The 25,107-nt window shown below is 63.6% G+C and carries 19 protein-coding genes and 1 pseudogene; 9 read left to right on the top strand and 11 right to left on the bottom strand.

What is annotated here, in order from left to right:
- From ACI0FO_RS26865 to ACI0FO_RS26855, 3 genes are all read left to right on the top strand, one after another.
- On the top strand, positions 1-3,492 hold a 3,492-nt coding region (locus ACI0FO_RS26865; RefSeq protein WP_416031672.1), incomplete at its 5' end, for a VCBS domain-containing protein.
- A gap of 103 nt (positions 3,493-3,595) precedes the next feature.
- On the top strand, positions 3,596-4,279 hold the full coding sequence (locus tag ACI0FO_RS26860) for a transglutaminase-like cysteine peptidase (RefSeq protein ID WP_416031671.1): 684 nt from the start codon (positions 3,596-3,598) through the stop codon (positions 4,277-4,279).
- A 17-nt stretch (positions 4,280-4,296) separates the two neighbouring features.
- Positions 4,297-6,273 carry a bifunctional diguanylate cyclase/phosphodiesterase gene (locus ACI0FO_RS26855; protein ID WP_416031670.1) on the top strand — a complete coding sequence of 659 codons (1,977 nt, stop codon included), beginning with the start codon at positions 4,297-4,299 and terminating at the stop codon, positions 6,271-6,273.
- Positions 6,274-6,284: 11 nt separating this feature from the next.
- Here the strand turns inward: ACI0FO_RS26855 and ACI0FO_RS26850 are convergent, their stop codons facing one another.
- The 3 genes from ACI0FO_RS26850 to ACI0FO_RS26840 are packed head-to-tail and all read right to left on the bottom strand — an operon-like array spanning position 6,285 to position 9,642.
- Positions 6,285-7,112, bottom strand: a complete 828-nt coding sequence (locus ACI0FO_RS26850; RefSeq protein ID WP_416031669.1) for a M48 family metallopeptidase — start codon at positions 7,110-7,112, stop codon at positions 6,285-6,287.
- Between the two features lie 43 nt (positions 7,113-7,155).
- Entirely contained in the window at positions 7,156-8,223 is a 1,068-nt protein-coding gene (gene aroC, locus ACI0FO_RS26845; RefSeq protein ID WP_416031668.1) for a chorismate synthase, read from the bottom strand.
- Between the two features lie 36 nt (positions 8,224-8,259).
- Positions 8,260-9,642 (bottom strand): putative bifunctional diguanylate cyclase/phosphodiesterase, encoded by a 1,383-nt coding sequence (locus tag ACI0FO_RS26840; RefSeq protein ID WP_416031667.1) that lies wholly within the window; start codon positions 9,640-9,642, stop codon positions 8,260-8,262.
- 608 nt (positions 9,643-10,250) lie between these two features.
- Between ACI0FO_RS26840 and ACI0FO_RS26835 the strand changes: the two genes are divergently transcribed.
- Complete coding sequence (locus ACI0FO_RS26835) at positions 10,251-12,140, top strand: EAL domain-containing protein (RefSeq protein WP_416031666.1); 1,890 nt, start codon at positions 10,251-10,253, stop codon at positions 12,138-12,140.
- Between the two features lie 8 nt (positions 12,141-12,148).
- Entirely contained in the window at positions 12,149-13,693 is a 1,545-nt protein-coding gene (locus tag ACI0FO_RS26830) for a sensor histidine kinase (protein WP_416031665.1), read from the top strand.
- A 26-nt stretch (positions 13,694-13,719) separates the two neighbouring features.
- On the opposite strand, the gene ACI0FO_RS26825 is transcribed toward ACI0FO_RS26830, so the two are convergent.
- From ACI0FO_RS26825 to ACI0FO_RS26815, 3 genes are all read right to left on the bottom strand, one after another.
- On the bottom strand, positions 13,720-14,439 hold the full coding sequence (locus ACI0FO_RS26825) for a response regulator transcription factor (RefSeq protein ID WP_105559797.1): 720 nt from the start codon (positions 14,437-14,439) through the stop codon (positions 13,720-13,722).
- 214 nt (positions 14,440-14,653) lie between these two features.
- Positions 14,654-16,141 (bottom strand): protein adenylyltransferase SelO, encoded by a 1,488-nt coding sequence (locus ACI0FO_RS26820; protein ID WP_416031664.1) that lies wholly within the window; start codon positions 16,139-16,141, stop codon positions 14,654-14,656.
- Positions 16,138-16,509 carry a DUF2069 domain-containing protein gene (locus tag ACI0FO_RS26815; protein WP_416031663.1) on the bottom strand — a complete coding sequence of 124 codons (372 nt, stop codon included), beginning with the start codon at positions 16,507-16,509 and terminating at the stop codon, positions 16,138-16,140. The genes ACI0FO_RS26820 and ACI0FO_RS26815 overlap by 4 nt, the downstream gene beginning before the upstream one ends.
- A 17-nt stretch (positions 16,510-16,526) precedes the next feature.
- On the opposite strand from ACI0FO_RS26815, the gene ACI0FO_RS26810 reads away from it, so the two are divergent.
- The gene (locus tag ACI0FO_RS26810; protein WP_416031662.1) at positions 16,527-17,840 is read left to right on the top strand and encodes a YihY family inner membrane protein; all 1,314 of its coding nucleotides are present in this window, start codon (positions 16,527-16,529) and stop codon (positions 17,838-17,840) included.
- A gap of 37 nt (positions 17,841-17,877) precedes the next feature.
- Positions 17,878-18,336 carry a CBS domain-containing protein gene (locus ACI0FO_RS26805; RefSeq protein ID WP_199167206.1) on the top strand — a complete coding sequence of 153 codons (459 nt, stop codon included), beginning with the start codon at positions 17,878-17,880 and terminating at the stop codon, positions 18,334-18,336.
- 48 nt (positions 18,337-18,384) lie between these two features.
- Here ACI0FO_RS26805 and dusA read toward each other — a convergent pair whose 3' ends face one another.
- Positions 18,385-19,401 carry a tRNA dihydrouridine(20/20a) synthase DusA gene (gene dusA, locus ACI0FO_RS26800; protein ID WP_416031661.1) on the bottom strand — a complete coding sequence of 339 codons (1,017 nt, stop codon included), beginning with the start codon at positions 19,399-19,401 and terminating at the stop codon, positions 18,385-18,387.
- 184 nt (positions 19,402-19,585) lie between these two features.
- Between dusA and ACI0FO_RS26795 the strand changes: the two genes are divergently transcribed.
- Both ACI0FO_RS26795 and ACI0FO_RS26790 read left to right on the top strand, forming a co-directional pair.
- Positions 19,586-20,554: a homoserine kinase gene (locus ACI0FO_RS26795; protein ID WP_416031660.1), complete on the top strand. Its 969-nt coding sequence runs from the start codon at positions 19,586-19,588 to the stop codon at positions 20,552-20,554.
- 63 nt (positions 20,555-20,617) lie between these two features.
- Positions 20,618-21,421, top strand: a complete 804-nt coding sequence (locus ACI0FO_RS26790; protein ID WP_233214296.1) for a BPSS1780 family membrane protein — start codon at positions 20,618-20,620, stop codon at positions 21,419-21,421.
- A 6-nt stretch (positions 21,422-21,427) separates the two neighbouring features.
- On the opposite strand, the pseudogene ACI0FO_RS26785 reads toward ACI0FO_RS26790, so the two are convergent.
- The 4 genes and pseudogenes from ACI0FO_RS26785 to ACI0FO_RS26770 all read right to left on the bottom strand — a co-directional run.
- A pseudogene (locus ACI0FO_RS26785) lies at positions 21,428-21,592 on the bottom strand (DUF192 domain-containing protein); the annotation flags it as partial.
- Positions 21,593-21,657: 65 nt separating this feature from the next.
- Positions 21,658-22,527, bottom strand: coding sequence for a type II secretion system F family protein (locus ACI0FO_RS26780; protein ID WP_416031659.1), 870 nt, complete (start codon positions 22,525-22,527; stop codon positions 21,658-21,660).
- 47 nt (positions 22,528-22,574) lie between these two features.
- A complete protein-coding gene (locus tag ACI0FO_RS26775) occupies positions 22,575-23,420 on the bottom strand; it encodes a type II secretion system F family protein (RefSeq protein WP_416031658.1) in 846 nt (281 codons plus the stop codon).
- Entirely contained in the window at positions 23,417-25,105 is a 1,689-nt protein-coding gene (locus ACI0FO_RS26770) for an ATPase, T2SS/T4P/T4SS family (RefSeq protein WP_416031657.1), read from the bottom strand. The genes ACI0FO_RS26775 and ACI0FO_RS26770 overlap by 4 nt, the downstream gene beginning before the upstream one ends.
- Positions 25,106-25,107: the final 2 nt, after the last annotated feature.

Here is a 25,107-nt window from a genome sequence, read left to right as displayed (position 1 = left end):
GACTCCTTCACCGTCACCGTCACCGATACGGCGGGCGTCTCGTCTTCCGACAACCTGGTCGTGCAGATCATCGACACAGCGCCGGTGGCCAAGGACGACAAGGCTTCCGTGACGGAAGACGCAACGGCTCCGGTCACGGGGAACGTCCTGGACAATGACACGCTTGGCGCGGACAAATCCAAGGTGGCTATCGCCACCGGGGACGCCCAGTACGGCACCCTGGTCGATAACGGCAACGGCACCTGGTCCTATCAGCTGGACAACTCACTGTCGGCTGTTCAAGCGTTGCGCAAGGATCAGACGCTGACCGAGACCATCCGCTACACCATCACGGATGCCGACGGCGACACCAGCACGGCCGAACTGACCATCACCATCCACGGCACCGATGACGTACCGGTGGTTACCGATGACGCTCAGTCCGTCACCGAAGATCTGAACATCACGGCCGGCATGCTGAAGGTGAACGGCAGCGTCACAATCGACGATGCCGACGCCGGCCAGTCGACCTTCAACACGGGCAGCCTCGCCTTCACCGGTAGCACGCACGCCGGTGGTCAGTTGGGCGCGGTCACCATCAACGCCGATGGCACCTATTCGTATCAGGTCGACAACGCCGCGGTCCAGTTCCTCAAGGCTGGCCAGAGCATCGTCGAAACCTACACGGTCGCCTCCGCCGACGGTACGGCCACCAGCACCATCACCATCACTATCAACGGCACGAACGACGTACCGGTCATCAGCGGCGAGACCGGCGGTGCCGTCGTCGAAGATGCGACCAACCCCAAGTTGACCGACAGCGGCCGCCTGATTGTCTCTGACGCTGACGCCGGCCAATCCGGCATCAACACGAGTGTCTCTCCCGTCAAGGCCGCCGGCACGCTGGGCGAACTTACCATCGACGCGAACGGCAATTGGCACTATTCCGTGGACAACTCGGCCGTCCAGCACCTGCGCTCGGACGAGACGAAGGAAGAGCGGTTCACCGTCAAGACCATCGACGGCACCGAGCAAGAGATTGTCGTTACCATCCAAGGCGTGAATGATGCTCCGCAAACGGAAGACGGCGCGGCGAACATTGATGTCAAGGACAGCCAGTACGAATTCTCGCTGAGCGATTTCGCGTTCAACGATGGTGCCGAGGGCAACAACCTGCAGAGCATCATCATCACGCAGCCGCCCACTAGCGGCACGCTGACCTACAACGGCCAGCCTGTGACAGCCGGTCAGGAAATCCCGAAGTCCGCCATCGAGCAAGGCCTGCTGAAGTACACCCCCGGCGCCGACAAGCAGGACGGCACCTTCCACTTCCAGGTGAAGGACAATGGGGGCACGGCTAACGGCGGCCAGGATACCTCCAGCGAGCACAAGTTCGTCATCTCTACCGATCATCTCGTCTCGGGCGAGAACACCGGCAGCGGAACGGGCACCAACCCGCCGCTGGGCGGCGGATCGGGCGACGACGTCATCCTGGGCGACAAGGGCGGCACGGTCACGACCGTGGAACCGGGCAAGAGCTACAACATCGCCCTGGTGGTGGATACCTCGGGCAGCATGGCCTACGGCCTGGACGGAACCACCGGCGTTTCCTACAACCAGTCGCGCATGAAGCTGGTGAAGGACGCCCTCACGGTCCTGGCCAACCAACTGTCCAACCATGACGGCAAGATCAACATCACGCTGATCGGGTTTGCAACGAGCAGCGGCGAGAACATCAGCATCAACAATTTCTCGAAGGCCAGCCTGCCTTCGCTGCTTGCTGCCATCGACGCGCTCAGCGCCAACGGCGGCACAAACTACGAAGCCGCGTTCAACACCGCGGTGAGCTGGTTCAACCAGCAAAGCAACAGCGGCAACACCGCCGCCAACGGCTACGAGAACAAGACGTTCTTCTTGACCGACGGCGATCCCACCTACTACCAGACGACCGACTGGCGGGGCCAACCCGTCGTGGGCGGCACCGGCAGCTCGACGGACACGACGACCATCAGCGAGTCGCTGTCAGGCTATAACCCGCTGGCCAATATCAGCCAAGTCAATGCCATCGGCATCGGCCCGGGCGTGAACGCCGACATCCTGCGCGTGTTCGACAACACGGGCGGCGGCGGCACGGCTTACGCGCCGGTCGGCAATGGTTCGGACACGACTCTCGCCAACTTCAGTTCGAATTCCGGTTGGGGCAGCATCTCCAGCTGGACCACCACCGGCACGGGCAGCGGCAGCACGGTTTCGCGCACGAACAGCGCGTTGCAGATCGTCGATACCACGGGTGGCACGCATACCACCGCGACCAGCCCGACGTTCTCGATTTCCGCGTATGGCAAGGTGACGTTCGATCTGACCACCAGCAACTATGCGACAGGCGACAAGTTCACCTGGACGCTGCAGCGCTGGGATGGCGGCAAGTGGGTCAACGTGGACGGCGGCAGCACTACCGCCGCCCTGTCGGGCAAAACCTCCGTGTCGTCGGCGGTGGTGCCCTCGGGCACTTATCGCCTGCTCTATGATCTTGACGACACCACCAACAACTCGCGGAGCGCCACGGTCCAGATCGACAATATCGTGCAAACGAGCTGGTCATCCAACGATGTCGTGCGGGCACCCGGAGGCCAGGTGGACATCGTGCTGAAACCGGGTGACCTGACCACGGCACTTCAAGGCGGCAACATCACCAACGACCCGGCGGTGGTGGGCGACGACGTCATTAACGGCGGCGCCGGCAACGACATCATCTTTGGTGACACGATCAATACCGATCACCTCACCTGGGGCGATGTCGCCGCCGGTTCGCATGATGGCCAAGGCCTGAAGGCGCTGCAGGACTTCCTGGCCTATCAGAACGGCCATGCCGCGACCAGCAAAGAGATCTACGACTACCTGAAGACCAATCACGTTGAGTTCAACCTGGCTGACGATCCCCGCGGCGGCAATGACACCGTCCACGGCGGCACGGGCGACGACATCATCTACGGCCAGGGCGGCAATGACGCTCTGTTCGGTGATGATGGCAACGACGTGCTGTACGGCGGCGCAGGCACCGACACGCTTAACGGTGGCGCGGGCAACGACACGCTGGACGGCGGTTCGGGCAATGACACGTTGATCGGCGGCAAGGGCAACGACACGCTGATCGGCGGCGCCGGCAGCGACACGTTCAAGTGGGAATTGAACGATCAGGGCTCGATCGGCACGCCGGCAGTCGATACGATCAAGGACTTCTCCAACGCCACCATCGCCAATGGCGGCGATGTCCTGGATCTGAAGGATCTGCTGATCGGCGAGAAGGACGGCACGCTGACGCAGTACCTGAACATCCATAAGGACGGCAACAACACGGTCATCGACATCAACACCAAGGGCCAGATTGCCCAAGGCGCGGACCAGAAGATCGTGCTGGAGAACGTGGATCTGACGAGCAACAACACGCTTAGCAACCAGGCCATCATCAATGACCTGTTGCAAAAGGGGAAGTTGAACGTCGACCACAGCTAACCCCTAGTGCCCCGGGGCGGCCCCGCAACGGCCCGCCCCGGGAGCAGGCATTTTTTTAAGCAGGCATGTCTGCGAGAGTCGGAAAAATGTGAAAATCCGTTTCATGTCCTCGACTCACCGTTTCCGCGGCATGCCGACCCTGTGCCGACTGGTGTTGCTTTGCCTGGCTTGCGTCTGGGGCGGCAGTTTCGCCCTGGAAGTCAGCACCGACCGGCTGCAAAGCCTGGCGGCCAGCCGCTATGGCGCAAAAGGCGCGAAATCGGTGGGAAGCTGGTTACAGCTGCTGCGCAACCCGTCACCGGCCGTGGAACGGGACAAGCTGACGCTTGCAAACGATTTCTGGAACCGCGCGCTGCTGTCGAGCGAAGACACGACCCTCTGGGGGCAAGCGGACTACTGGGCCACCCCACTGGAATCGCTGGGCAAAGGCGCCGGCGACTGCGAAGACTACGTGATCGGCAAGTATTTCACCTTGCTGTCGATGGGGGTCCCCGCGAACAAGCTGCGCTTCATCTACGTCCGCGCGCGCATCGGCGGCCCAGCCAGCAGCAGCCAGGTCGCCCACATGGTGCTTGGCTACTACGAAACCCCGAATGCCGTCCCGCTGGTGCTGGACAGCCTGATATCAACCATTCTTCCGGCGACGCAGCGTCGCGACCTGACGCCGGTCTTCAGCTTCAACGCCGACGGCGTCTACGTTGACGGCAAGGCCGCCGCGCCGGTTGACCGACTCAGCCGCTGGCGTGATCTACTTCAACGCATGGAACGGGAAGGCATACGCCCCTGACGGCCGGAAACAAGACTATGTCCATACTTCGACAGCTACTGCTCAGCGTTACTCTTGCCATCGGCGTCATCCTGCTGGGCACCTTGGCGCTCAGCGTCAACTCGGCGCGCGAATACCTGTCGGGCCAGTTGCAGGTCCAGAGCACCGATGCCGCCGTGTCGCTGGCGCTGTCCCTGTCGCAGCCCACCAACAATGACCCGGTGGTTCAGGAATTGCTGGTGTCGGCCTTGTACGATGGCGGCCATTTCTCGCTGGTGCGCCTGGCCGATCCAGACGGCAAGGTGCTGATCGAGCGCAAATCCGATGCCACGCCCAAGTCGGTTCCTAACTGGTTCCAGAAGTTGGCGCCGCTGGACACGCAGCCCGCCAGCCATGCCGTCAGCGACGGTTGGCGCCAGATCGGCGAAGTCACGCTGATCGCCAACGACGCCTATGCCTGGGAAGCCTTGTGGCGCAGCAGCTTGAAGATGATCGCGCTGGTCGTGGGCGCGGGGGTCTTGTGGGCAGTGTTCGCGTTTGTGCTGGTGGGCTGGATCAAGAACCGCCTGCTGCGCGAGATCAGCGACCATGTGCGCAGCATTGGCCAGGACTCCCCGCCCGAGCAGGTCGAGGCCCGCGTTCCCGAGCTATCCGGCGTCGTGCAGGCGCTGAACCAGACCCGAGAACGCGTGTATGCCAGCGTCGAAGAACAGAACGCCAAGATCGAATCGCTGGAACTGGAACTGAACCAGGACCCGGTGACCGGCCTGCCCAATCGCAAGTACTTCGTCAACGAGTTTCGGCGGGCATTGGAAGCACCGGATGCGGCCTCCGGCCAGCCGGCATCGCGTGCCGCCGCCGGCGGACATGTACTGGTGTTCCGTCAGCGGGATCTGGCCGACCTGAACCGCCATATGCCGCGTGAATTCATCGACCAATGGCTGCGTGCGGCGTGCCAGCGCATTCAAGGCACGCTGCAGCGGCTGAATGTCGCGTCCCCGTTGCTTGCCCGGCTGAACGGCTCCGATTTTGCATTGCTGCTGCCCGGCTGCGCGGCTCCCAAGGCGATGATGGTCGCCGAACAGTTGCGCGCGGACCTGCATGCCTCGCGCATCCCGGTCGGTGAAGGTCATCTGTGCCGTTGGGCGCAGGCCATGACCGACTACGGGTCGGGCAATCAGGCGGGCCCGGTGCTTGCGCGCCTGGATTTCGGCTTGATGCGCGCGGAAAGCGCCAACAACGGCCAGGTCGTGATTGCAGGCGCGACCGATATGCAATCGCCGTCGGAATCGGGTGAACGCGCCTGGAAAGACGCCATCCTGACCGCGCTGGAAAAAGACCAATTCGAACTGGCCACCGAACCCTTGGTCGCCTCCGACGGCAGCAAGGTGCGCACGGAAGCCATGCTGATGCTGCGCACGGCCCCGGACCAGGTCGCGATTCCCGCCACCTTGTTCATCCCGCCCGCGGTGCGGCTGGACTTGGTGACCGAATGCGACCTGGAGTCCGTGCGCCTGGGCCTGGCGTGGCTCGTGGCTAACGAAGGCGAGCTTGCCGTCCGAGTCGCCCTGCCCTCGTTGCGCGGCCAGAAATTCTTCCGCCAGTTGGCGCTGTTGCTGACGGAACACCGTGGACTGGCCCCGCGCCTGTTCCTGGAAATCGACGCGCACGGCTTGGTGGAATGCCATGAGCAGATCGCCACGCTGGCACGCGTGGCATCGGAATTCGGGGCGCATATCGGCGTGCGCCGCCTGGCGCAGCAATTCGGCGCCGTGGCGCAGTTGCACACCTTACCGCTGTCGTATGTGAAGTTGGGTGGCGGATTTGTCGGCGGTATGTCGCAAAGCCCCGGCAGCCAGCAATTGACGGCGTCGGTACTGGAAACCGCGCGCACCTTGAATATCGCGGTCTACGCCGAAGATGTGCCCGACGCCGAAACGCGCCGCATCCTTTCCGGGCTGGGCATCAGTATCATGCGCGGCCCGGGCGTGGAACCCGCGGCCAGCGCAATCTGACAGCCGCCGCGCTACTTCTTGGCTTGCTGATACAGCGGCATCACCTGCTGTGCGGCGGCCTGCAAGTCGGTGATGCGCGACGCCGCCGAGGGGTGCGTGGACAGGATTTCCGGCGGCGCGTTGCCGCTGTCGGCCGCCCCCATCTTCTGCCACAGCGTCACTGCCGCGCGCGGATCAAAGCCCGCCCGCGCCGCGAGCTCCACGCCCATGCGGTCCGCTTCGGTCTCATGCGTGCGGCTATTGGGCAGGGTGAACATCACGCTGGTAAGTTGGCCGCCCAAATCGGACGCGACGTTGGAACCCGTGGCGATGGACAGCACCTGCAAGCCCAGGTTGGTGGCCATCTGCTGCGAAACGCGCTCGCGCGCATGCTCGCGCAACGCATGGGCGATCTCGTGGCCAAGCACGGCGGCCAACTCGTCGTCGCTCGGCTTGATCTTGGAAATCAGACCCGTGTAGACGGCGATCTTGCCACCGGGCATGCACCACGCGTTGATCTCGTCGCTGGACAACACGTGCACTTCCCACTTCCAGCCTGATGCGTCGGGCCGGAATATTCCTGCCTGCGCGATCAGCCGCTGAGAGATGGCGCGCACCCGGGACAACTGCTGCGCGTCGCGGTCCAGCAAACCCTTGGCCTGGGCCTGTTTCAGGATGTCGGTGTATTGCTGGCTGGCCTCTTGCTCCAGCGCCTCTGACGGCACCAGGCTGGACATGTACTGCGTGCGGTTGACGCCGATGGCGCCGGACTGCGTGGTATTCATGCCCGAGCAGCCCACCAGGGCTGCCAGCAGAAGGGTCACGGCCGTGCCGCGCAATAGATGACGTTTACGGTTCATGTCGGTCTCCAGCAGACGATGGCAGGAACGGAACGCGTGCCAGTCAGAGCGGATCGCCGCACTGTCCGCGATGGCGCAGTGCGTGGTCGATCAGCACCAGGGCAAGCATGGCTTCAGCGATGGGGGTCGCGCGGATGCCGACGCAGGGGTCATGACGGCCCAACGTCTGCACCATGACGGGTTCATTCGCCCGATTGACCGAACGGCGCTCGACACGGATGCTGGACGTGGGCTTGATGGCCAACGACACAGTGATCGGCTGGCCTGTGGAAATACCGCCCAGCACGCCGCCGGCATGATTGGTCAGGAAACCGTCGGGCGTGATCTCGTCGCCGTGCTCGGACCCGCGCTGCGCGATGCAGTCAAAACCCGCGCCGATGGACACGCCCTTGACGGCATTCAGGCCCATCATCACATGCGCGATGTCCGCATCCAAGCGGTCGTAGATGGGTTCGCCCCAGCCGGCCGGCAGGTTTTCCGCCACGACTTCGATCCGGGCGCCCACCGAATCGCCGTCCCGGCGCAATTGGTCCATGTAGGCCTCTAATTCGGGGACGATCTGGGCATTGGGCGCGTAGAACGGATTGTTGGGCACTTCGTCCCAAGACATGAACGGAATCTCGACCGGACCCAACTGGCTCATGTAGCCGCGCACTTTCACGCCGTACTGCTCGGCCAGCCATTTTTTGGCGATGGCGCCGGCGGCGACGGTGGGTGCGGTCAAACGTGCGGACGAGCGGCCGCCCCCGCGCGGATCGCGCACGCCGAATTTGCGCCAATAGGCGTAGTCGGCATGGCCCGGCCTGAAGGTGTCGGCGATATTCGAATAGTCTTTGCTGCGCGCGTCGGTGTTGCGGATCAGCAGGCCGATCGGCGTGCCCGTCGTGACCCCTTCGTAGACGCCGGACAAGATTTCGACCTGGTCGGCTTCCTGGCGCTGCGTGACGTGGCGCGACGTGCCGGGGCGGCGGCGGTCCAGTTCAAGCTGGATATCGGCGGCGTCCAGGGGCAGCCCCGGGGGACAGCCATCCACGACGCAACCGATGGCCGGCCCGTGGGATTCGCCGAAGTTCGTAACGGTAAATAGGGTACCTAGGGTATTGCCGGGCATAGGGAGTCAACAGGTCGGATTTGCAAGCAACCCCGATTATGACACCGCCAAAGCCAAAGCCTGGATTTCCGAGGCCGGCGCGGGGCGTCCCAGCAGGAAGCCCTGCATCTCCCGGCATCCCAGGGACTTGAGGATTTCGCGCTGGCCTTCGGTTTCGACACCCTCGGCCACCACGGGCAGGCGCATGGCCTCGCACAGCCCGAACAGCGCGGATACGACTTCGCGACTGCCCGCGTCGGATTCCAGCGCCGAAATGAAGCTGCGGTCTATCTTGACCCAGTCAATGGGCAGATGGCGCAGGTGGTTCAGGCTGGAATAGCCGCAGCCGAAATCGTCCAGCGCCACGCCGATGCCCTTGGCGCGCAGCGTATTCAGTATCTTGACGTGCCGTTCGTAGTGCAGGATGAAGATCGATTCCGTGATCTCAAGCACCAGTTTGTGCGGCGACAGCCGGGTGGCCGTCAGCACGTCGGATATCAGTTGCACCAGCCCTTCCTCGTTCATCTGCTTGACCGACAGATTCACGTGAACTCGCCAGGCCGGAGGCCACAACGCAGCCTGTGAGCAGGCTCTTTCTAGAATCCAGGCGCCCAACGGGACGATCAGGCCGCTGCGTTCGGCCAATTCGATGGTGACCGCCGGCGACACACTGCCCAATATGGGATGATGCCAGCGCAACAGGGCCTCGCAGCCCTGCACCACACCGGTTCCACTATCGCACACGGGCTGATAGAACAGTTCGAACTGCTCCATGGAAGGCGTCGTCAACGCCAGGCGCAAATCGTTTTCCAGGCCTTGCTGGTCTCGATGCCGAGCCAACAGCCGGAAATCGAACAGATTCCATCCCGGGCCGCCCCGCTCTTTCAGCGGGACCATCGCCACCTGGACGCAGCGTTGCATTTCTTCCACAGTACGGCCGTGGTCGGGGTAGAGCGCGGCGCCGACACGGAAGACAGCTATCAGGGGACGCCCTCCCAATTCATACGGGGCGCTCAAGTCCTCAAGCAGCTTGGCCGACACCTGGGCCGCGCCCAATTCGTCCACTTCAGGCACGCAGACGGTAAAACTGTCGACGCCGGTACGCGCCACCATGCCGCCCAACGTGCGCGTAAGCAGGCCAAGCCGGTTGGCCACCTGCACCAGCAGCGACCGGTCTTCGCCGGCGCGCAGCATGGCGCTGATCTCGGCGTATTGCTCGAAACCGACCAGGAAAAATGCGCCATGGCGTGCAGGCCCTTCCGTCTGGGCCAGCCAGACGCGCGCGCGGCGATGCAGCTCCTGCTGGCTCAGGACGCCGGTCAATTCATCGCGCGTCAAGCGTCGACGCAAGGCACGTTCCCTGCGGACGAAAAACACGCTTATCGCCGCAAGTGCGCCTGCGAGCATCAGGCACAGTGCGAGCAGGTAACTCTCACGCACGGAGCCCCCTATCTAGAAACCCCTGGCGTTGCGGTCCAAGAAAGAACCCAAGGGCTGTAACATTTTTTAAATTATGCATTGTTTTCGCAAAAAAACGCCACACTTCAGAGGCAACGCGCCCCTTTTCCTTGAAAACCTAAGGCTCTCTGCTTGCTCGTGGATGGTCATATCGGTCCCTGGGTAGCATGCGCTGGCCGGTCCATAGATCCATGCCCTACCCTTACTACGACAGCCAAAGCCAAAAAATTAATACGTCCTGTCTCAATAGTTCTCAGCGCAGGCAATTATCACGATCGAAATAATTGCACAGGTCGTCTGATGTCGTAGGAAATTTCGTAATATTCTGTACGCCCTGTGACATGCCGAATTACAGTGTAAGCGGCGTGCCTGGGGTATTAGTAACGTGCGTCACGTTTCTTATCCAGGTTTTTCCCGTCGGGTACGTTCGCTGCCCGATGTCCCCTTTCATCGGCCGCCCGGCAACCTTCCACGGAAGCAGGCAAGCCGTCCAAAAAGGGAACCCCAAACAGATGTCGACATTCCGCCGGTTATTTTTTTGCACAGCCCTTCTGATCGGCTTCAGCCTGCTCGGCGCCCAAGCGCTGGGGATGCTTGCCGCCCATCGCTATCTGAGCGCGCAAGTCACGCAGCAGAGCGAAGGCGGCGCCAGTGCGTTGGCCTGGGCGTTGTCCCACGCCCCCTCCCGTTCGATAGACCGGTCGACCTTGGCCAACGAACTGTTCGAACAAGGGCTGTATGCGCTTGTGCGCATCACGGACGCGGGGGGGACGGTTGTCGCCGAACACAAGCGCCAACTCAGCGCGGCCGCAGACGGAAAGTGGCGTAACGCGTGGTTGAACGTGCAGGCGCCCGTGGTGTCTCGGCCCTTCACGTCGTCCGACGGCAGCGCCCGTGGCACCGTCACGGTGCAGGCGGACACGCGGTTGGCGCGCGACACGCTGTGGCAAGGCGGCGTGCGGATCCTTGGGCTTGTGCTCGGGGCGGGCGTCTTCTGGGCGCTCTTCGCTTTGAACCTGGTGCGTTGGATCGAGGCCCGGACGTCTCGCGACATCTGCGAACGCGTGCGTGCCTTGGACCCAGGCAACCAAGCGGCGCTGACAGGATCGTGCGAATTGGCCGGCGTGGACCAAGCGCTGGTCGACGCGCAGCGCCGGGTGGCCGCCACGGTCGAAGAACAGAACGCGAAGATCGAATCCCTGCAAAGCGAGATATACCGGGATGCCGTTACCCGGCTGCCGAATCGCAAGTACTTCGTCGAACAGTTCAGGTTGGCGTTGACGGACAAGGCGCCGGACGCCGGCGGTCACATCCTGATGTTCCGCCAGCGTGATCTGGCCGAAATCAATCGGCATTTGTCGCGCGCCTTCACCGACCAATGGCTACGTTCATCGTCCGAACGCTTGCGCAAACTGATAGAAGAATTCGGTGGGTCGTCGGCGCAGATCGCGCGCATCAGCGGGTCGGATTTTGCGCTGTTGATGCCCCGCACGTCGGCGCCGCAGGCCAGCCTGCTGGCCGAGCGGGTCCGCCGAGAACTGCGCTCGCTGCGCGTGCCGATGGACAAGTATGGCTGGTGCCGATGGGCACTGGCCATGACCGCTTTCGCCCCCGGCGACAACATGAGCGACACGCTGGCCCGCCTGGACCACGCCTTGATGTGCGCGGAAAGCGCCGACGACGACCAGATCACACCAGCAAGCCAGGCGGCCGACAGCACGCGTATCGGTGAATACAGTTGGCATGACGCCCTGGCGACCGCCCTGGAGCAACACCGCTTCTCGCTATCGATCCAGCCGTTGCATGCCGTGTCCGGTGCATTGCTGCATCACGAGGCAAGCCTGACCCTGCATGACACCTCGGGCGGGGATCCGGTGCCTGCGTCCATTTTCATGCCGCCCGCCGTCCGGCTGGGCTTATCCGCCGAATGCGACATCCAGGCCATCCGATTAGGCCTGGACTGGCTATTCACCCATACCGGGGCGTTGACTATTCCCCTATCGCTGGCCTCGCTGGCGCAAACCTCCTTCCTGTCCAGACTGGGCAGGATGCTTGCGGATCGTCCCGCGTTGACTCAGCGCCTGATCGTCGAAATCGACGCCGCCGGGCTGGTCGAACAAGGCGCGGACTTGCGTCAACTGTGCGACATCGTCACCGCGGCGGGCGCCCAGATAGGCATATCGCGGCTGCCGCAGCAATTCGGCGCGATGGAACGTCTGCACGAATATCCAGCGTCGTACCTGAAACTATGCGGCAGTTTTATTACCGGCCTGCTACACAGCCCGGGCAGCCAGCATCTGGCTGCCACCGTAGTGGCCACCGCCACGACATTGGGCATGGCCGTGTATGCCGAAGACGTGCCAGATTTGGCTACCCAGGGCATCCTGGAAAGCCTGGGCGTCCGCGCGATACGCGGGGCTGTCGTAAACTTCTCGTCTACGCGCGAACTCGCGCCGGATCACCAATGGGTCCCTAGTTGACGGAAGGATTGTTTCTTCGCACCCGCTGGCGTTTTCGCCACCACCGTGCGCGGCGCGCCAAGACCGGCGCGCGAACGGCGTTATCGCGGTGGGGCGCGTTGCTATGCGCGCTGTCCTGCGCCGCCCTTTGGCCGGGCGCCGCCCTGGCATTGGGCCTGACCCTCTCGCCCCAGGACATGCCGCTTGGGCTGACGGCCGGTGTCGCCATCACAGGCGGACTGGCATGCGCCATCGCATGGGGCGCCACCCGCGAATCTGTTTATGGCGCGGGCCTCGCCTTTATGCTGATCGAAGGCCTGTTCCGCTCATTACCCGATTTTCTGCCACCCGGCGCGTTGCAAGCGGGATCGTTCGCGGCCTTGCTGGCGTTGACGGTGCCACTGCTATCGGACTTGCCATACGCCTCGAAGCTGGCGGCGGCCTGCCGCGGCCTGAGCATCGCGCTGGCGGCCATTGCGGCGTTGGCGCTGATATTCGTTTATGAAACCGAAAACGGCGCGATCCCGGCGGCAATCGCCGCGTTTTGCGCCGTGCTGAGCGTCCCGCTGGCGCTCTGGTTCGCGACGCGCGCCGCGGTACGCAAGATGCGCCGTGGGCTGTCGCTGACGCTGGCCGGCGCGTATGCGATGTCCGCCTGGATGCTGGCATCCGATGCCTGGGGCGCCAAGGCCGACACCGGCACGACGATCGAGCTTGCCCGCCTGCTGCTGATTGCGGGCGCCCTCTTCGGCTTGGCGCTGACCCGCCGCGTGCCCCAGCAGGCCACAGCGAACCAAGCCGGGCACGACCCGGCCGATGTCGAACATCTGGCTCAAGGCGAGTTGCGGCTGGCCGAACTGGCTGGCGCCCTGGACACGCAGCGCCAGATGAATGCGCTGATCTCCCACGAATTGCGCGCGCCCTTGGCCACCATCAGCGCGGCAGCCCAATCGCTGGACATGATCCTGTCCGATAGTGGCGAGGCCGTCGGCAACCGGCTGGGCCGAATCCACCGTTCGGTTGGCCGGATGACTGAACTGATGGACCAGTTGATGAACCAGGATCGCCTGGAGGAACAGGCCTGGACCCCGCGCGGCGAACAAACCGATCTTGCCGAGCTGGCACGCGATGTCGTAACGGCGATGCAGCCGGATACCGCCCATGCGTTGAAGATTCAAGCGGGCGGCGCGTTGCCCGCGTATTGCGATCGGCCCCTGACCAGCGTGGTGGTGCGCAACCTGATCCACAATGCAATCAAGTATTCGCCGGCCAATGAACCGGTCAGCATCGAAACAGGCCAGACCTGTCCCGACGGCATCCCGATGGTTTGGCTGGCCGTCGTCGACCGCGGCCCGGGAATCGGCGACGAGGAACAGGCGCGAATCTTCGAACCCCATTTCCGGCGCTCGGCACATCGCGAGACCCAAGGCATGGGCATCGGCTTGTACCTGGCGCGCCGAATCTGTCAGAACCAGGGGGGCTCGCTGACCATGCAAAGCCAGGTGGGGGTCGGCACCCGTTTCGTCATCACCCTGCCCGCCCAGGCCCCGGGAGCCCAAGCCGCGGCAAGCTAGCCGCGCAGGCGCAGCCTTTAAGGGAATCAGGCGGCGAAGACGTAGCCTTGGCCGCGCACCGACAGCACCGGCAGCTTCAGGCCGGCGCTTTGCGCTTTGGCGCGCAGGCGGCTCACCAGGACGTCGATGCGGCGCAGTTCAAAACCGCCCGGGCTGTCCGGCAAGAAGAGTTCGGCAAGCACTTGGCGGCTGACGGCGCTGCCGGCTGCATCCATCAATGCCATCAAAAAGGTGCGTTCCTGGGCGCTCAGGTGCAAAGATGCCCCATCGGGCGCCACCAGTATCCAGCCGCCGTCCTGCAAGGACCACGTGCTGTCGGCCGACGCGCGCGTTTCCGCATCCGCCGGACGGGGCGCCTTGGCCAAGCGCATGCGGCGGGCCAGGCTGCGGATGACGGAACTGAGCTCAAGCAGGTCCACGGGCTTGGTCATGTAGACGTCCGCGCCGCCTTCCAAGCCGCGCACACGGTCTTCAAGCGCGCTACGGCCTGTCAGCATGACGATGCCCACCGGGCTCAACGCCCGCAACCGGGTTGCCACGGAAAAACCGTCTTCACCCGGTAGGTGCGCATCCAGGATGACGATGTCGCATGGCTGCTCCTGCAGTCGGCGATAAAACGCCGCAGCATTGTCACAAGCAAACGCCACCCGAAAACCATAGCCGCCCAAGCCTAATGCCAACTCCTCCCGGAAGTCGGCATCATCCTCGAGCAGACCGATACATAGCAAACCATCTGCGCCAGGCATATTCAGAGTGCTTTATATTGAAAATTGTCGACAAATGCCCCAGGGATGCGGTATGCCATCCTGAGTGTCCCGCAGGCGACAATCTTACGAGATTTACAATGGAAACGAATGATTGCAGTGAAAAAAACCGCGATATTTCACTCTCTTTCATCGCTTTTCCACGTAAATCACCCGATTTCGGTATGCGTTTTCTTGCGATTAGCGCCCAACGCCCTCAAGACGAGCAACTGACTTCAAGGCTGCCCGCCCAATCCGGAGGCAGTCCGGCATAGCGTTCATACCCAGGTTGCGCCGTGAACGGGGCGCGCAGCAGCTTCATCAGCGTATCGATTTCGCTGGCATCCCCGGTTTTTGCCGCCCGGATCGCCTCTTCCGCCAGATGGTTGCGCAGCACATACAGTGGGTTCACGCGGTTCATCGCTTGCGCCGTCTCGTGCGCAGAACGGCCATCCTGCGATTGGCGCGCCAGCAGGCGGTCGAGCCAGGCGCCCGCAGCCGTCCGGTCGATGAACAGATCCTCGAACGCGTTGCGCTGTCCCAGCACGGCATCCGCCAAGCGTCGCCACGACAAGGTGAAATCGGCCTGATTCGCGTCCATCAGCTTGAGAAGGTCGTCCAACAGCGCTTCATCGGCCGGACGCCAGGCGGCCAAGCCCAACTTCGCACCCATCCGGTCGTGGAAGGCCTGGGTGAACACCGCCTCGAATTCGTCCAGCACCGCACGCAGGCCGTCGACATCCTGCACCAGCGTGTGCAGGCTGCCGCCCAACCGGTACAGGTTCCATAGCGCCACCGACGGTTGCCGGTTCCAGGAATACCGTCCTTCCGTATCGGAATGATTGCAGACGTGCCCCAGGCGAAAGCCGTCCATGAATCCATACGGACCGTAATCCAACGTCAGGCCCAATATGGACATGTTGTCCGTGTTCATGACACCGTGGCAAAAGCCCGCCGCTTGCCAATCCGCCATCAGCAGCGCGGTGCGGTGCGTCACGGCACGCAGCAGATTGATATAAGGCGCGCTCTCGGTCAAAGGCTCGCCCGAGGGCGATTCGCGGCATTCGGGATAGAAGCGGTCGATCACGTAATCCGCCAGCGTCTTCAGCAGCTCTGGCTGGCGGCGCGACGACCAATGCTCGAAGGACCCGAACCGCACGAAGCTGGGCGACATCCGCGTCACAATAGCGGCGGTCTCCACCGTTTCCCGCATGACGGGATCGTCGGACACCACCAGCGCCAGCGCCCGCGTGGTGGGAATGCCCAGCCCATGCATGGCTTCGCTGGCCAGATATTCCCGCACCGACGACCGCAGCACGGCCCGGCCATCGCCCATGCGCGAGTACGGGGTCATGCCTGCCCCTTTCAATTGCAGCTCCCAGCCGCCGGCCGGCCCTTCAACTTCGCCAAGCAGATGCGCGCGCCCATCGCCCAACTGGCCGGCCCACACACCGAACTGGTGCCCACTGTAGACGGCCGCCAGCGTATCTCCGCCCGGCAGGGGTTGCGAACCCGAAAACACGGACAGGAATTCCGGGGTGGACAGCACAGAAGGGTCCAGGCCGATCAGCCCGGCGGCGTCGGCGTTGGCATGGAGCAGGCGCGGCTGGTTAAGCCCCTGCGGCGTCAGCCGCGTATAGAACGCGGCGGGCAACGCGGCAAACGTATTGACGGCATGCAGTTCGGATAAGGATCGGGCGGTCATGCGCGTTGGCTCCTGGCGGCCCGCTTGGCGGGGCGCACATAGAAAATGGCGCTAAGGAAGAAGGTGGACGACAGGATGATCTCGCCCCAAGCCATCAGCACCGAGAGCGGGGCCGGATCGGACATGGCGCGCACCGCGCCTTCCATCAGATACAGCAGCGACAGCATCGACGCCCACTGGTAGGTATACAGGTTTCCACGCAGGATGCCACGCAGCGGAAATGCCAGCGGCAGCGCTTTCAGCAGCATCCAGGAACCGCCCGGCCGCACGGGCGCCACCACGGTTTCCCAGGTGACGCACAGGACGATCAGGGCGAACAGTGAAACCGAGGCCAGCAGGCGCAAGCGGGGGTTGAGTTCAGGGTTCATGCTGCTATTATCGCCTGATGAATCGCCCCGCCGAGCCTGCCGCCGCTACGCCGGCGGCCACCGAGCCCTCGACTTCGCGCTCTTCATGGGCCGCGAGGGCCGGACGCGTTGTCCGGTTCACCGCACAACGCGCCAACGAAGAAAAGCTGCTTCAGGTTGCCTCCAGCCTGACATTCACCACGGTGCTGGCCATTGTGCCCATGCTGGCCGTGGTGCTGTCCCTGTTCACCGCGTTTCCGGTGTTCCAGGAATTTCGCCTGGCGCTGGAAGATTTTTTGACCAACAGCCTGATGCCGCCGTCCGTCTCGGACAACATCATGGAATACCTGAACCAGTTCGCGCGCCAGGCATCGCGCCTGACCGCGATCGGCGGGGCTTTCCTGCTGGTCACATCGTTGCTGCTGATCATGACGATCGACCAGGCCTTCAACGATATCTGGCATGTTTCGCGGCAGCGCCCTCTGCCGCAACGGGCACTGGTGTACTGGGCCATCATCACCCTGGGGCCGGTCCTGGCGGGCGCCAGCCTGTGGGCCACCTCTTTCGTGGCGCGCGAATCGCTGGGTTTGGTGGCGGACGTGCCTGAAATCGTCAGCGTCGCCATTTCCTTCATCCCCCTGATCTTGACCGCATTGGGCTTTGCAGCGCTGTTCGTCGTGGTACCCAACCGCGAAGTGCTATGGCGGGATGCCCTGGTGGGCGGCTGCGTGACGGCCATCGTCCTGGAAATCATGAAGTCGGCGTTTGCGTACTACCTGACCCGATTTCCCACCTACACCGTCATCTACGGCGCATTTGCCACCCTGCCGATCTTCCTGCTGTGGATCTACCTGTCCTGGCTGGCCGTGCTGCTGGGCGCCACGCTGGCCTCCAGCGCACCGCTGATCCGGCTTGGCCGCTGGGAAATCAACCGCTATCCCGGCGCGCAATTCGTCGACGCCCTGGACGCGTTGCGCGCCCTGCGCCGCGTGCAGTCCGCCAAACCGCCCGGGCTGCCCGCGAATGAACTGGCTTCGCAGTTGCGCCTGCATCAAGACGAACTGAACGAGGTGCTGGAAATACTGAACACCATGGGTCTGGCGACGCGCACCCCCGAAGACAATTGGGTATTGACATGCGACGCGCGCGACACGTCGATGGCGCCGGTCGTTGACCATTTCCTGCTGGACCGCAATCAGCCTCGCGTCCGCAACGACCCCGAGATATTGCGAGTCGCTTCCGCCGTGATTTCCCAGCAAAATACGCCCACGCTGGAAGAACTGTGCGGAGAAGCGCAGAATACCGAAAATGGCGTCGCTCCAGTATTGCAATTGGAAGCGAACAAGAAATAGCAAATGCACTCGGGCGTAGTCCGCCCAGGAGGAACCGATGTTGAAGGTCAGCGAGATTTTGCGCGTCAAGGGCGATACGCTCTATACGGCGTCGCCGGACATGCCTGTGTCCCAGGCCGTCCAAACCATGAGTGAACAAGACATAGGTTCGCTAGTAATCATGGAATTCGGCACCCTGACCGGCATGCTCACGTTCCGCGAGATCATCCGCCACATGCATACCCATGGCGGCGCCGGGGAAACCACCATCCGTTCCATCATGGATGACGCGCCGGTCAGCGTGTCGCCCAACACCAGCGCCGACGAAGTGCAGCGCCTGATGCTGGAAAAACATGCGCGCTACATCCCGGTCATGGATGGCCCGACGCTGATGGGCGTGATTTCGTTCTACGACATGGCGCAGGCCATCGTGGCGGCTCAGCAGTTCGAAAACAATATGCTGAAGGCCTATATCCGCGATTGGCCGACGGAAAGCGCCGAACCGGCCAAGTCCTGACCAGCCTCCCGCGGCGCCCGCCGCGGTAAGGCTTATCCCCTTCTTGGCCTACACCCCTGCCGGCGCCGCTTCAAACGCGGCGCCGCGCATTTCAGGCGCCTGCCGCTGGCTGCGCCAGGCGTCGTAGATCAATTCGGGGTTATTCGCGGCAAGCAGCGACGGATCCGACAGCATGCGGCGCCAGCGGCGCGCGCCCGACTGGCCGTTCACCAGGCCCAGCATCGGCCGCGTCATCACACGCAACGGCACGCCCTTGGCAACTTGGCGCGCCGCGTATTCGGTCATTGCATCCACCACTTGCGCGTCGCTGGGCAACCGCACCGACGGCCACAGCTGCAACGACACCTCTGACAGCACGCGCGGCGTATGCCAAGCCGCCCGGCCCAGCATCACGCCATCGAACTCGTCCGCGGCGCGGACGGATTGCTCGGCGTCGGCCAGACCGCCATTCAGCACGAACGTGCAATCCGGGAAGTCCAGCTTCAGCTGCTTGACCACGTCATACCGCAGCGGCGGAATTTCACGGTTGTCCTTGGGCGACAAGCCCTTGAGCACCGCATTGCGGGCATGGGCGATGAAAACCCGGCACCCCGTGTCGTAGATTTTGCCGACGAAATCCCGGACGAATGCGTAGGATTCCTCGTAGTCCAGCCCCAAGCGGTGCTTGACGGTGACAGGAATGTCCACGGCATTCTGCATGGCCTTCATGCAGTCAGCCACCAGTGCCGGTTCGGCCATCAGGCATGCGCCGAAAGCCCCCTTCTGCACGCGTTCCGACGGACAGCCGCAGTTCAGGTTGATCTCGTCGTAGCCCCATTGCTTACCCAGTTTGGCGGCCTGGGCCAATGCGTCGGGTTCGCTGCCGCCCAACTGCAGGGCGACAGGATGCTCGGCTTCATCAAAATCCAGATGGCGCGAAACGCTGCCGTGCAGCAGCGCGCCCGTGGTGATCATTTCCGTATACAAGCGTGCGCGAGGCGCCAGCAGCCGGTGGAAATAGCGGCAATGGCGATCTGTCACGTCAATCATCGGGGCGACGCACAGCCGCCAGTCGGGGGAGTCCAAGAATCACTCTACAAAACAAGGGGATGCGGTATTTTACGGGCTTAGCGGCATTATGTCCGGCAGCAACTCGGGCCCGCCGCTGGCCGATCATCGTAACCCCACCCCCTATGTGGTCTAAAATTGCGCCGCCGCCGCCGCACAGGCATGGCCGAGCGTCCGTTAACCCCCTCACCCCTCTATATCAATGGCCGTATTCACTCCCGTATCCGACGACGACGCGCGCGCCCTCCTGGCGCAATTCGACCTGGGCGAGCTGGTTTCGCTTCGGGGGATCACGGCCGGCATCGAGAACACCAACTATTTTCTGTACACGACGCGTGGCGAATACGTCCTGACCCTGTTCGAAGTCCTGACGCAGGCCCAACTGCCGTTCTACATCGAACTGATGTACCACTTGGCCCAGCGCGGCATCCCGGTGCCGCAACCGCAGAACCTGCGTGACGGCACCCGCCTGACGACGCTGCACGGCAAGCCCTGCGCCATCGTTTCGCGCCTGCCGGGCGGCTACGAACCCGCTCCAGGCGCCGCCCACTGCGCCCTGGCCGGCGCCACCCTGGCCCGCGCCCACCTGGCCGCCCAGGACTTCCCGATCCACCAGCCCAATCTGCGCGGTCTGTCCTGGTGGCTGGAAACGGCGCCCAAGGTCATGCCTTTCCTGGATGCCGGCCAAGCCAGATTGCTTCAGTCGGAACTGGCCGCCCAAGAAGCCGCGGCCGCTACGCCCACTTGGCGCTCCTTGCAAACCGGCCCGGCCCATTGCGACCTCTTCCGCGACAACGTGCTGTTCGCCGGCACATTCGAAGATCCGCTGATGGGCGGCATCATCGATTTCTATTTCGCCGGTTGCGACACGTGGCTCTTCGACGTAGCAGTCAGTGTCAATGACTGGTGCATAGACCGCGACACCGGGGAATTCGTGCCCGAACTGGTGCAATCCTGGCTGGCCGCCTACGCCCGCGTGCGTCCATTCACGGACGCCGAACGCGAGGTCTGGCCGGTGATGCTGCGCGGCGCCGCGCTGCGCTTCTGGATATCCCGCCTGTACGACTATTTCCTGCCCCGGCCGGCCCAAACGCTCAAACCGCACGACCCGCGGCACTTCGAAAGAGTGTTGCAAGCACGCCACCGCCCGGGCTTGCCAATATTGCCGTAACCGTTATGCCCCCCATAATGGGGTTAGCGCGTCCCTTTTGAGAGATCACCCCTTCAGAGAGCCATGCAAGCAGCATTCCTACCCGCGACCTCCGGCTGGCATTGGGTTCGAGACGGTTTCCGTCTGTTCCGCAAGCAACCTCTGGCCATGTTCACCTGGGCCATGTTCATCAGCCTTTTGGTCGTCTTCGCCAGCGCGACTCCCCCCGTCGGACCGATTCTGGTCGTGGCGCTCATGCCGATCATCACCCTCATGACACTTTCGGCATGCAAGCACGTGGACGCCGACCGCGTCATGCTGCCGTCCATGTGGGGCAAACCCCTCAAGCAGCCCGGGGTATTCAGGAAGCTGTTCCTGATGGGCCTGCTGTATGCGGGGCTGAGCATGGTGGCCGGCCTGCTGACCTTCCTGCCCTTTATGGATTCGATGGCGGAAGCCTATCGCATCGCTTCCGTGGAGCGTTCGCTGGACCCTATCCTGATGGCCATGCGCGTGCCGCTGACCATCTTCGCGATTATCTATGTCGTGATCGCAGCATTGTTCTGGCATGCGCCGGTGTTGGTGGCCTGGCATGGCCTGCGTCTGGTCCAGGCCCTGTTCTTCTCGGGCATCGCCTGCTGGCGCAATAAGTGGCCCTTCCTGGTATATGGCGCCACCTGGGCCCTGGTGTTCCTGTTCATCGACCTGTGCGCGGGTTTGCTGGTCACGATGGGCCTGTCGCCCCAGTTCGCCGGCACGCTGCAAATCCCGTTCAACATCGCTGCGGGCGGCGTTCTGTATTGCAGCTTCTATCCTGCCTACACCTCCGTATTCGGCATCGATCGCGCCAGCTCGCATCTCGACAACGGCCACAGCGCCGAAGCATAGGGCAATGCGGCAGGGCTGCAACGCCCTGCGCACCCCAATCACACGCATTTCCCGCGACACGAACGCCACATCGATGGCGTAGCGCATACCGAAGGTATGCACGCTGGCGCAGGGCATCAGCAAAATGCCGGACCGCCGCCCAGGCGGCCGGCGCCCCAGCAAACCACGCATCCGGCCGTACCAGGTCGACACGCGCACCAGCCTGAAACGGTCTACCGGCAACGACGGAGGGCGGTTCATTGCACGCTTTGAAGCAATTGGACGGCGATCGGGAACGCCAGCACGATGAATGTGCAAGGGAAGATGCAGCCGATCAGGGGTAGCAGCATCTTCACCGGCGCCTGCATGGCCAGTTGCTCGGCCCGGACATGACGGTCACTACGGCATTGCGCAGCCTGGGCACGCAATACCGGCCCCAGACTGATGCCAAGCGATTCCGCCTGGGCCAAGGCCGCAGCCCAATTTCTTGCCAACGGGCTATTGCAACGATCAGCCAATGCCTTGATCGCCGCCGCTCTTGACACCCCTGTCCGCATCTCGGCCAACGCGTCCGCCAAGCCATCCCGCAACGCGCCTCGCGGCCCGCTTTGGGCTGCCAGCTGCAGGGCTCCCTGCACGCTCAAGCCTGCCTCTACGCACAGTGTCATCATGTCGAAGACAAACGGCAAATCTCTTTCGATGCTGCGCCGGCGCTTTTCGCCCAGGGTTCGCAGCCATAGCGCGGGGGCCACCCCGGCCGCCAACGCCGCCGCAATCATCCAGGATGCCCAGACGGAAGGTGCGGGATCGGCAAGCGCCGCAACGGCCGCGGCAAGGCTCCCTGCCCCCGCCGCAGCGCTTGCGCATAACGCCGCCATGTGGGCGTAGCTGACACCTGCCGGCAACGCGGCTTGCTCGATCGCCCGCGTCATCCGAATGCGCAGACGCCAGGAACACAGCGGCCCCACCCATGGAGCGACCGCCGACACCCACGGCCATGCGGCCCGCCACCACCACGGCATCGACGCGACCGCAACCTGCTTGTCCCGCAACAAGGGACGCAATGCAAACCACGCCAACCCGCCAACGCCCAGCGCCGTCGTCAACATACCCAATTGCAACCACATCGCGGTCTCCGTCTTATGTTCCAAAAAGGGATTGCATTCCCACCGGATCAAAGGTCGATCCGGATGATGCGCCGGATCAGCACCACGCCTGCGGTCTCCAGCACGGCAATGATGGCCAGCACGCCCCACCCCATCGGCGTATGCCACAACAGCCCCATGATTTCCGGCTCCAGTCGGTCCAGCACGGCCAGCAGCAGCAAGGGCAGCGCGCCGACGATCCAGGCTTGCAAGCGCCCCTGGGATGTCAGCGCCCGCAACTTCGCCTGCAACTGCAACTGCGCCCGCAGGGTCTGCGCGATACTCTCCAGCGCCTCGGCCAGATTACCCCCCGTCTGCGCGGCAATACGCATGGCGGCGACCACCAACGAGGTGGAATCCGCCGGCATCCGGGCATGCAGGTTTTCTAGCGCGGTATCCCACGGCACCCCCATGCGCTGCTCGCGCAACATCAGGCCGAATTCTTGCGCCAACGGCGCGCCACTTTGCTCCACGATGTGCCGCAACCCCGTCGCCAGCGCAACCCCCGCACGCAATGCCGAAGCCAGCATCAACAACGCCATCGGCAACTGTTGTTCGAAGCGGTCTGCTCGCCTGCGCCGCAGCCGGTCAACCGTCCAGCGGGGCACGCGGGACGCGAGTCCTGCCGCCAAGGCCGCCACCACGCCGCTGCCGGATACGGACAACGCCAAGCCCGCCGCAAGCACCGCGCAAGCGACGGCGGCGGCCCACAGCTGCGCCGGGTCAATGAACAGGAACACTTCGCTCAGGCGAACGCCGGCATCCTGGGTATAGAACTCGCGGTACCGGCGCAACGCCGGCGCAAACCAGCCCTGGGCATGCCAGGCAAGGATCGCCACGCAGCACATCGCGCCCGCCGCCGCCAACCAGATCATGGCAAGCTCTGCGCGACGTTCGCCGGGCCCGAGCGAGCACCACCGGTCTCCGCGAACCAGGCGGGGTCCAGCGGCACGCCTTCATCGCTCCATTCCCGCGCGAAGCCGGGCAAGGCGCCACACCCCAAAAAGCCCGCCACGCGGTCGTACCGGAACAATTCCAGCAACTGGATGCGCCCGCTTTCCATGCCAGCGACTTCTACGATCGACATCACCACCCGACGTCCGTCCGCCAACCGGGCTTGCTGCACCACCAGGTCCACACTGGCGGCAATGTGCTCGCGCACGGCGGACAAGGGCAGGTCCAGGCCTGCCATCAGGATCATGGACTCGAGCCTACCCAGGGCATCCCTGGGAGAATTCGCATGCAGCGTCGTCAATGAGCCTTCGTGCCCCGTGTTCATGGCCGTCAACATGTCGAATGCCTCGGCCCCCCGGCACTCGCCAACGACGATCCGGTCGGGCCGCATGCGCAGCGCGTTGCGCACCAGTTCGCGGATATCGATATGCCCCCTGCCTTCCTGGTTGGCGGGGCGGGCCTCCAGCGCCACCAAGTGATCATGGTTCAGCCGCAACTCCGCCGCGTCTTCGATCGTGACGACGCGTTCACCGTCCGGAATCTCGTTTGAAAGAATGTTCAGCAGCGTCGTCTTGCCGGAACCGGTCCCCCCGGACACCACCAGGCTCTTGCGCATCCGGACGCATACCGCCAGGAACCGCGCCATGCCGTCGCTTAGCGACGACGCGGCGATCAAATCCGCCATCTTGGGCCTGCGCTGCGGGAATTTTCGGATGGTCAGGCTTGCCCCTTTCATGGCGACAGGCGGAATAATGGCGTGCACGCGCGATCCGTCCGGCAGGCGGGCATCGACCATGGGCGAACTCTCGTCGATGCGCCTGCCAAGCGGCGTCACGATGCGTTCGATCACCCAACGCACGGATTGCTCGCTAGTGAATGCAGCGGGATGCCGCCACAACCGGCCAGCACGTTCGACGTAGATCTCGTCATAGCGGTTGACCATGATTTCGGTAATATCGGGCGCCGCCAGCAAGGGTTCCAGCGGCCCCAGGCCCACGGCTTCATCCAGCACCTCGCGGCACAAGGCCGCCCTATCCACATCGGAGGACAGGTCAGGATCCGTGGCGACGATCTGGGTCAGCAGACGCTCTGCTTCCGCGCGCAACGTGCCATCGCTCATGCCTGCCACATCGCGGCGGCGCAAGTCCAACCCTTCAAGCAGCGCCGCGTGCAACCGTCGGCGTTCCTGAAGCCGTTGGGGCGCCACCGGCTGCGCAACCCTTGATGCGTGTGCCGATGTCGAGACCGGCGCAGGATTTTCCGCTACCGACGGGGGGTTCTCATCCGCCAGGGCATCGGCCGTCGGCTCCAGAACAGGCGGTCCCCATTGCACCCTCAAACGGCAAGGGCCGATCAGAATATCGTCATCGGGCAGTACCGGGGCATGTCGCACTACCCTGACGCCATTCACCATCGTGCCGGCTAGCGTGCCCAGGTCCTCAAGGACAATATCCGCATCCTCTCGCAATAGGCGGGCGTGCTGCCTGCCGACCCGCCAATTCGCGATACGCAGATCGCACTGCGCGCTTCGTCCGATCAATACCGGCGCGGCAGCCGTCAGACGGCGAACGCCAGCGTCCTCGAAAGTCATCTCAATATCAAGCATCG

The sequence above is a fragment of the Achromobacter marplatensis genome (assembly GCF_049060505.1).
GTDB classification, from domain to species: Bacteria; Pseudomonadota; Gammaproteobacteria; order Burkholderiales; family Burkholderiaceae_B; genus Achromobacter; species Achromobacter marplatensis_A.
The sequence above is the reverse complement of the archived record's forward strand: the minus strand, read 5'-3'. Positions and strand labels throughout refer to the sequence as shown.

Bases quoted from the DNA above. Each gene is read 5' to 3' on its own strand.
- ACI0FO_RS26860 (WP_416031671.1), top strand. From the start codon at position 3,596: ATGTCCTCGACTCACCGTTTCCGCGGCATGCCGACCCTGTGCCGACTG.
- ACI0FO_RS26855 (WP_416031670.1), top strand. From the start codon at position 4,297: ATGTCCATACTTCGACAGCTACTGCTCAGCGTTACTCTTGCCATCGGC.
- ACI0FO_RS26850 (WP_416031669.1), bottom strand. From the start codon at position 7,112: ATGAACCGTAAACGTCATCTATTGCGCGGCACGGCCGTGACCCTTCTG.
- aroC (WP_416031668.1), bottom strand. From the start codon at position 8,223: ATGCCCGGCAATACCCTAGGTACCCTATTTACCGTTACGAACTTCGGC.
- ACI0FO_RS26835 (WP_416031666.1), top strand. From the start codon at position 10,251: ATGCTTGCCGCCCATCGCTATCTGAGCGCGCAAGTCACGCAGCAGAGC.
- ACI0FO_RS26825 (WP_105559797.1), bottom strand. From the start codon at position 14,439: ATGCCTGGCGCAGATGGTTTGCTATGTATCGGTCTGCTCGAGGATGAT.
- ACI0FO_RS26820 (WP_416031664.1), bottom strand. From the start codon at position 16,141: ATGACCGCCCGATCCTTATCCGAACTGCATGCCGTCAATACGTTTGCC.
- ACI0FO_RS26815 (WP_416031663.1), bottom strand. From the start codon at position 16,509: ATGAACCCTGAACTCAACCCCCGCTTGCGCCTGCTGGCCTCGGTTTCA.
- ACI0FO_RS26810 (WP_416031662.1), top strand. From the start codon at position 16,527: ATGAATCGCCCCGCCGAGCCTGCCGCCGCTACGCCGGCGGCCACCGAG.
- ACI0FO_RS26805 (WP_199167206.1), top strand. From the start codon at position 17,878: ATGTTGAAGGTCAGCGAGATTTTGCGCGTCAAGGGCGATACGCTCTAT.
- ACI0FO_RS26795 (WP_416031660.1), top strand. From the start codon at position 19,586: ATGGCCGTATTCACTCCCGTATCCGACGACGACGCGCGCGCCCTCCTG.
- ACI0FO_RS26790 (WP_233214296.1), top strand. From the start codon at position 20,618: ATGCAAGCAGCATTCCTACCCGCGACCTCCGGCTGGCATTGGGTTCGA.
- ACI0FO_RS26780 (WP_416031659.1), bottom strand. From the start codon at position 22,527: ATGTGGTTGCAATTGGGTATGTTGACGACGGCGCTGGGCGTTGGCGGG.
- ACI0FO_RS26775 (WP_416031658.1), bottom strand. From the start codon at position 23,420: ATGATCTGGTTGGCGGCGGCGGGCGCGATGTGCTGCGTGGCGATCCTT.
- ACI0FO_RS26770 (WP_416031657.1), bottom strand. From the start codon at position 25,105: ATGCTTGATATTGAGATGACTTTCGAGGACGCTGGCGTTCGCCGTCTG.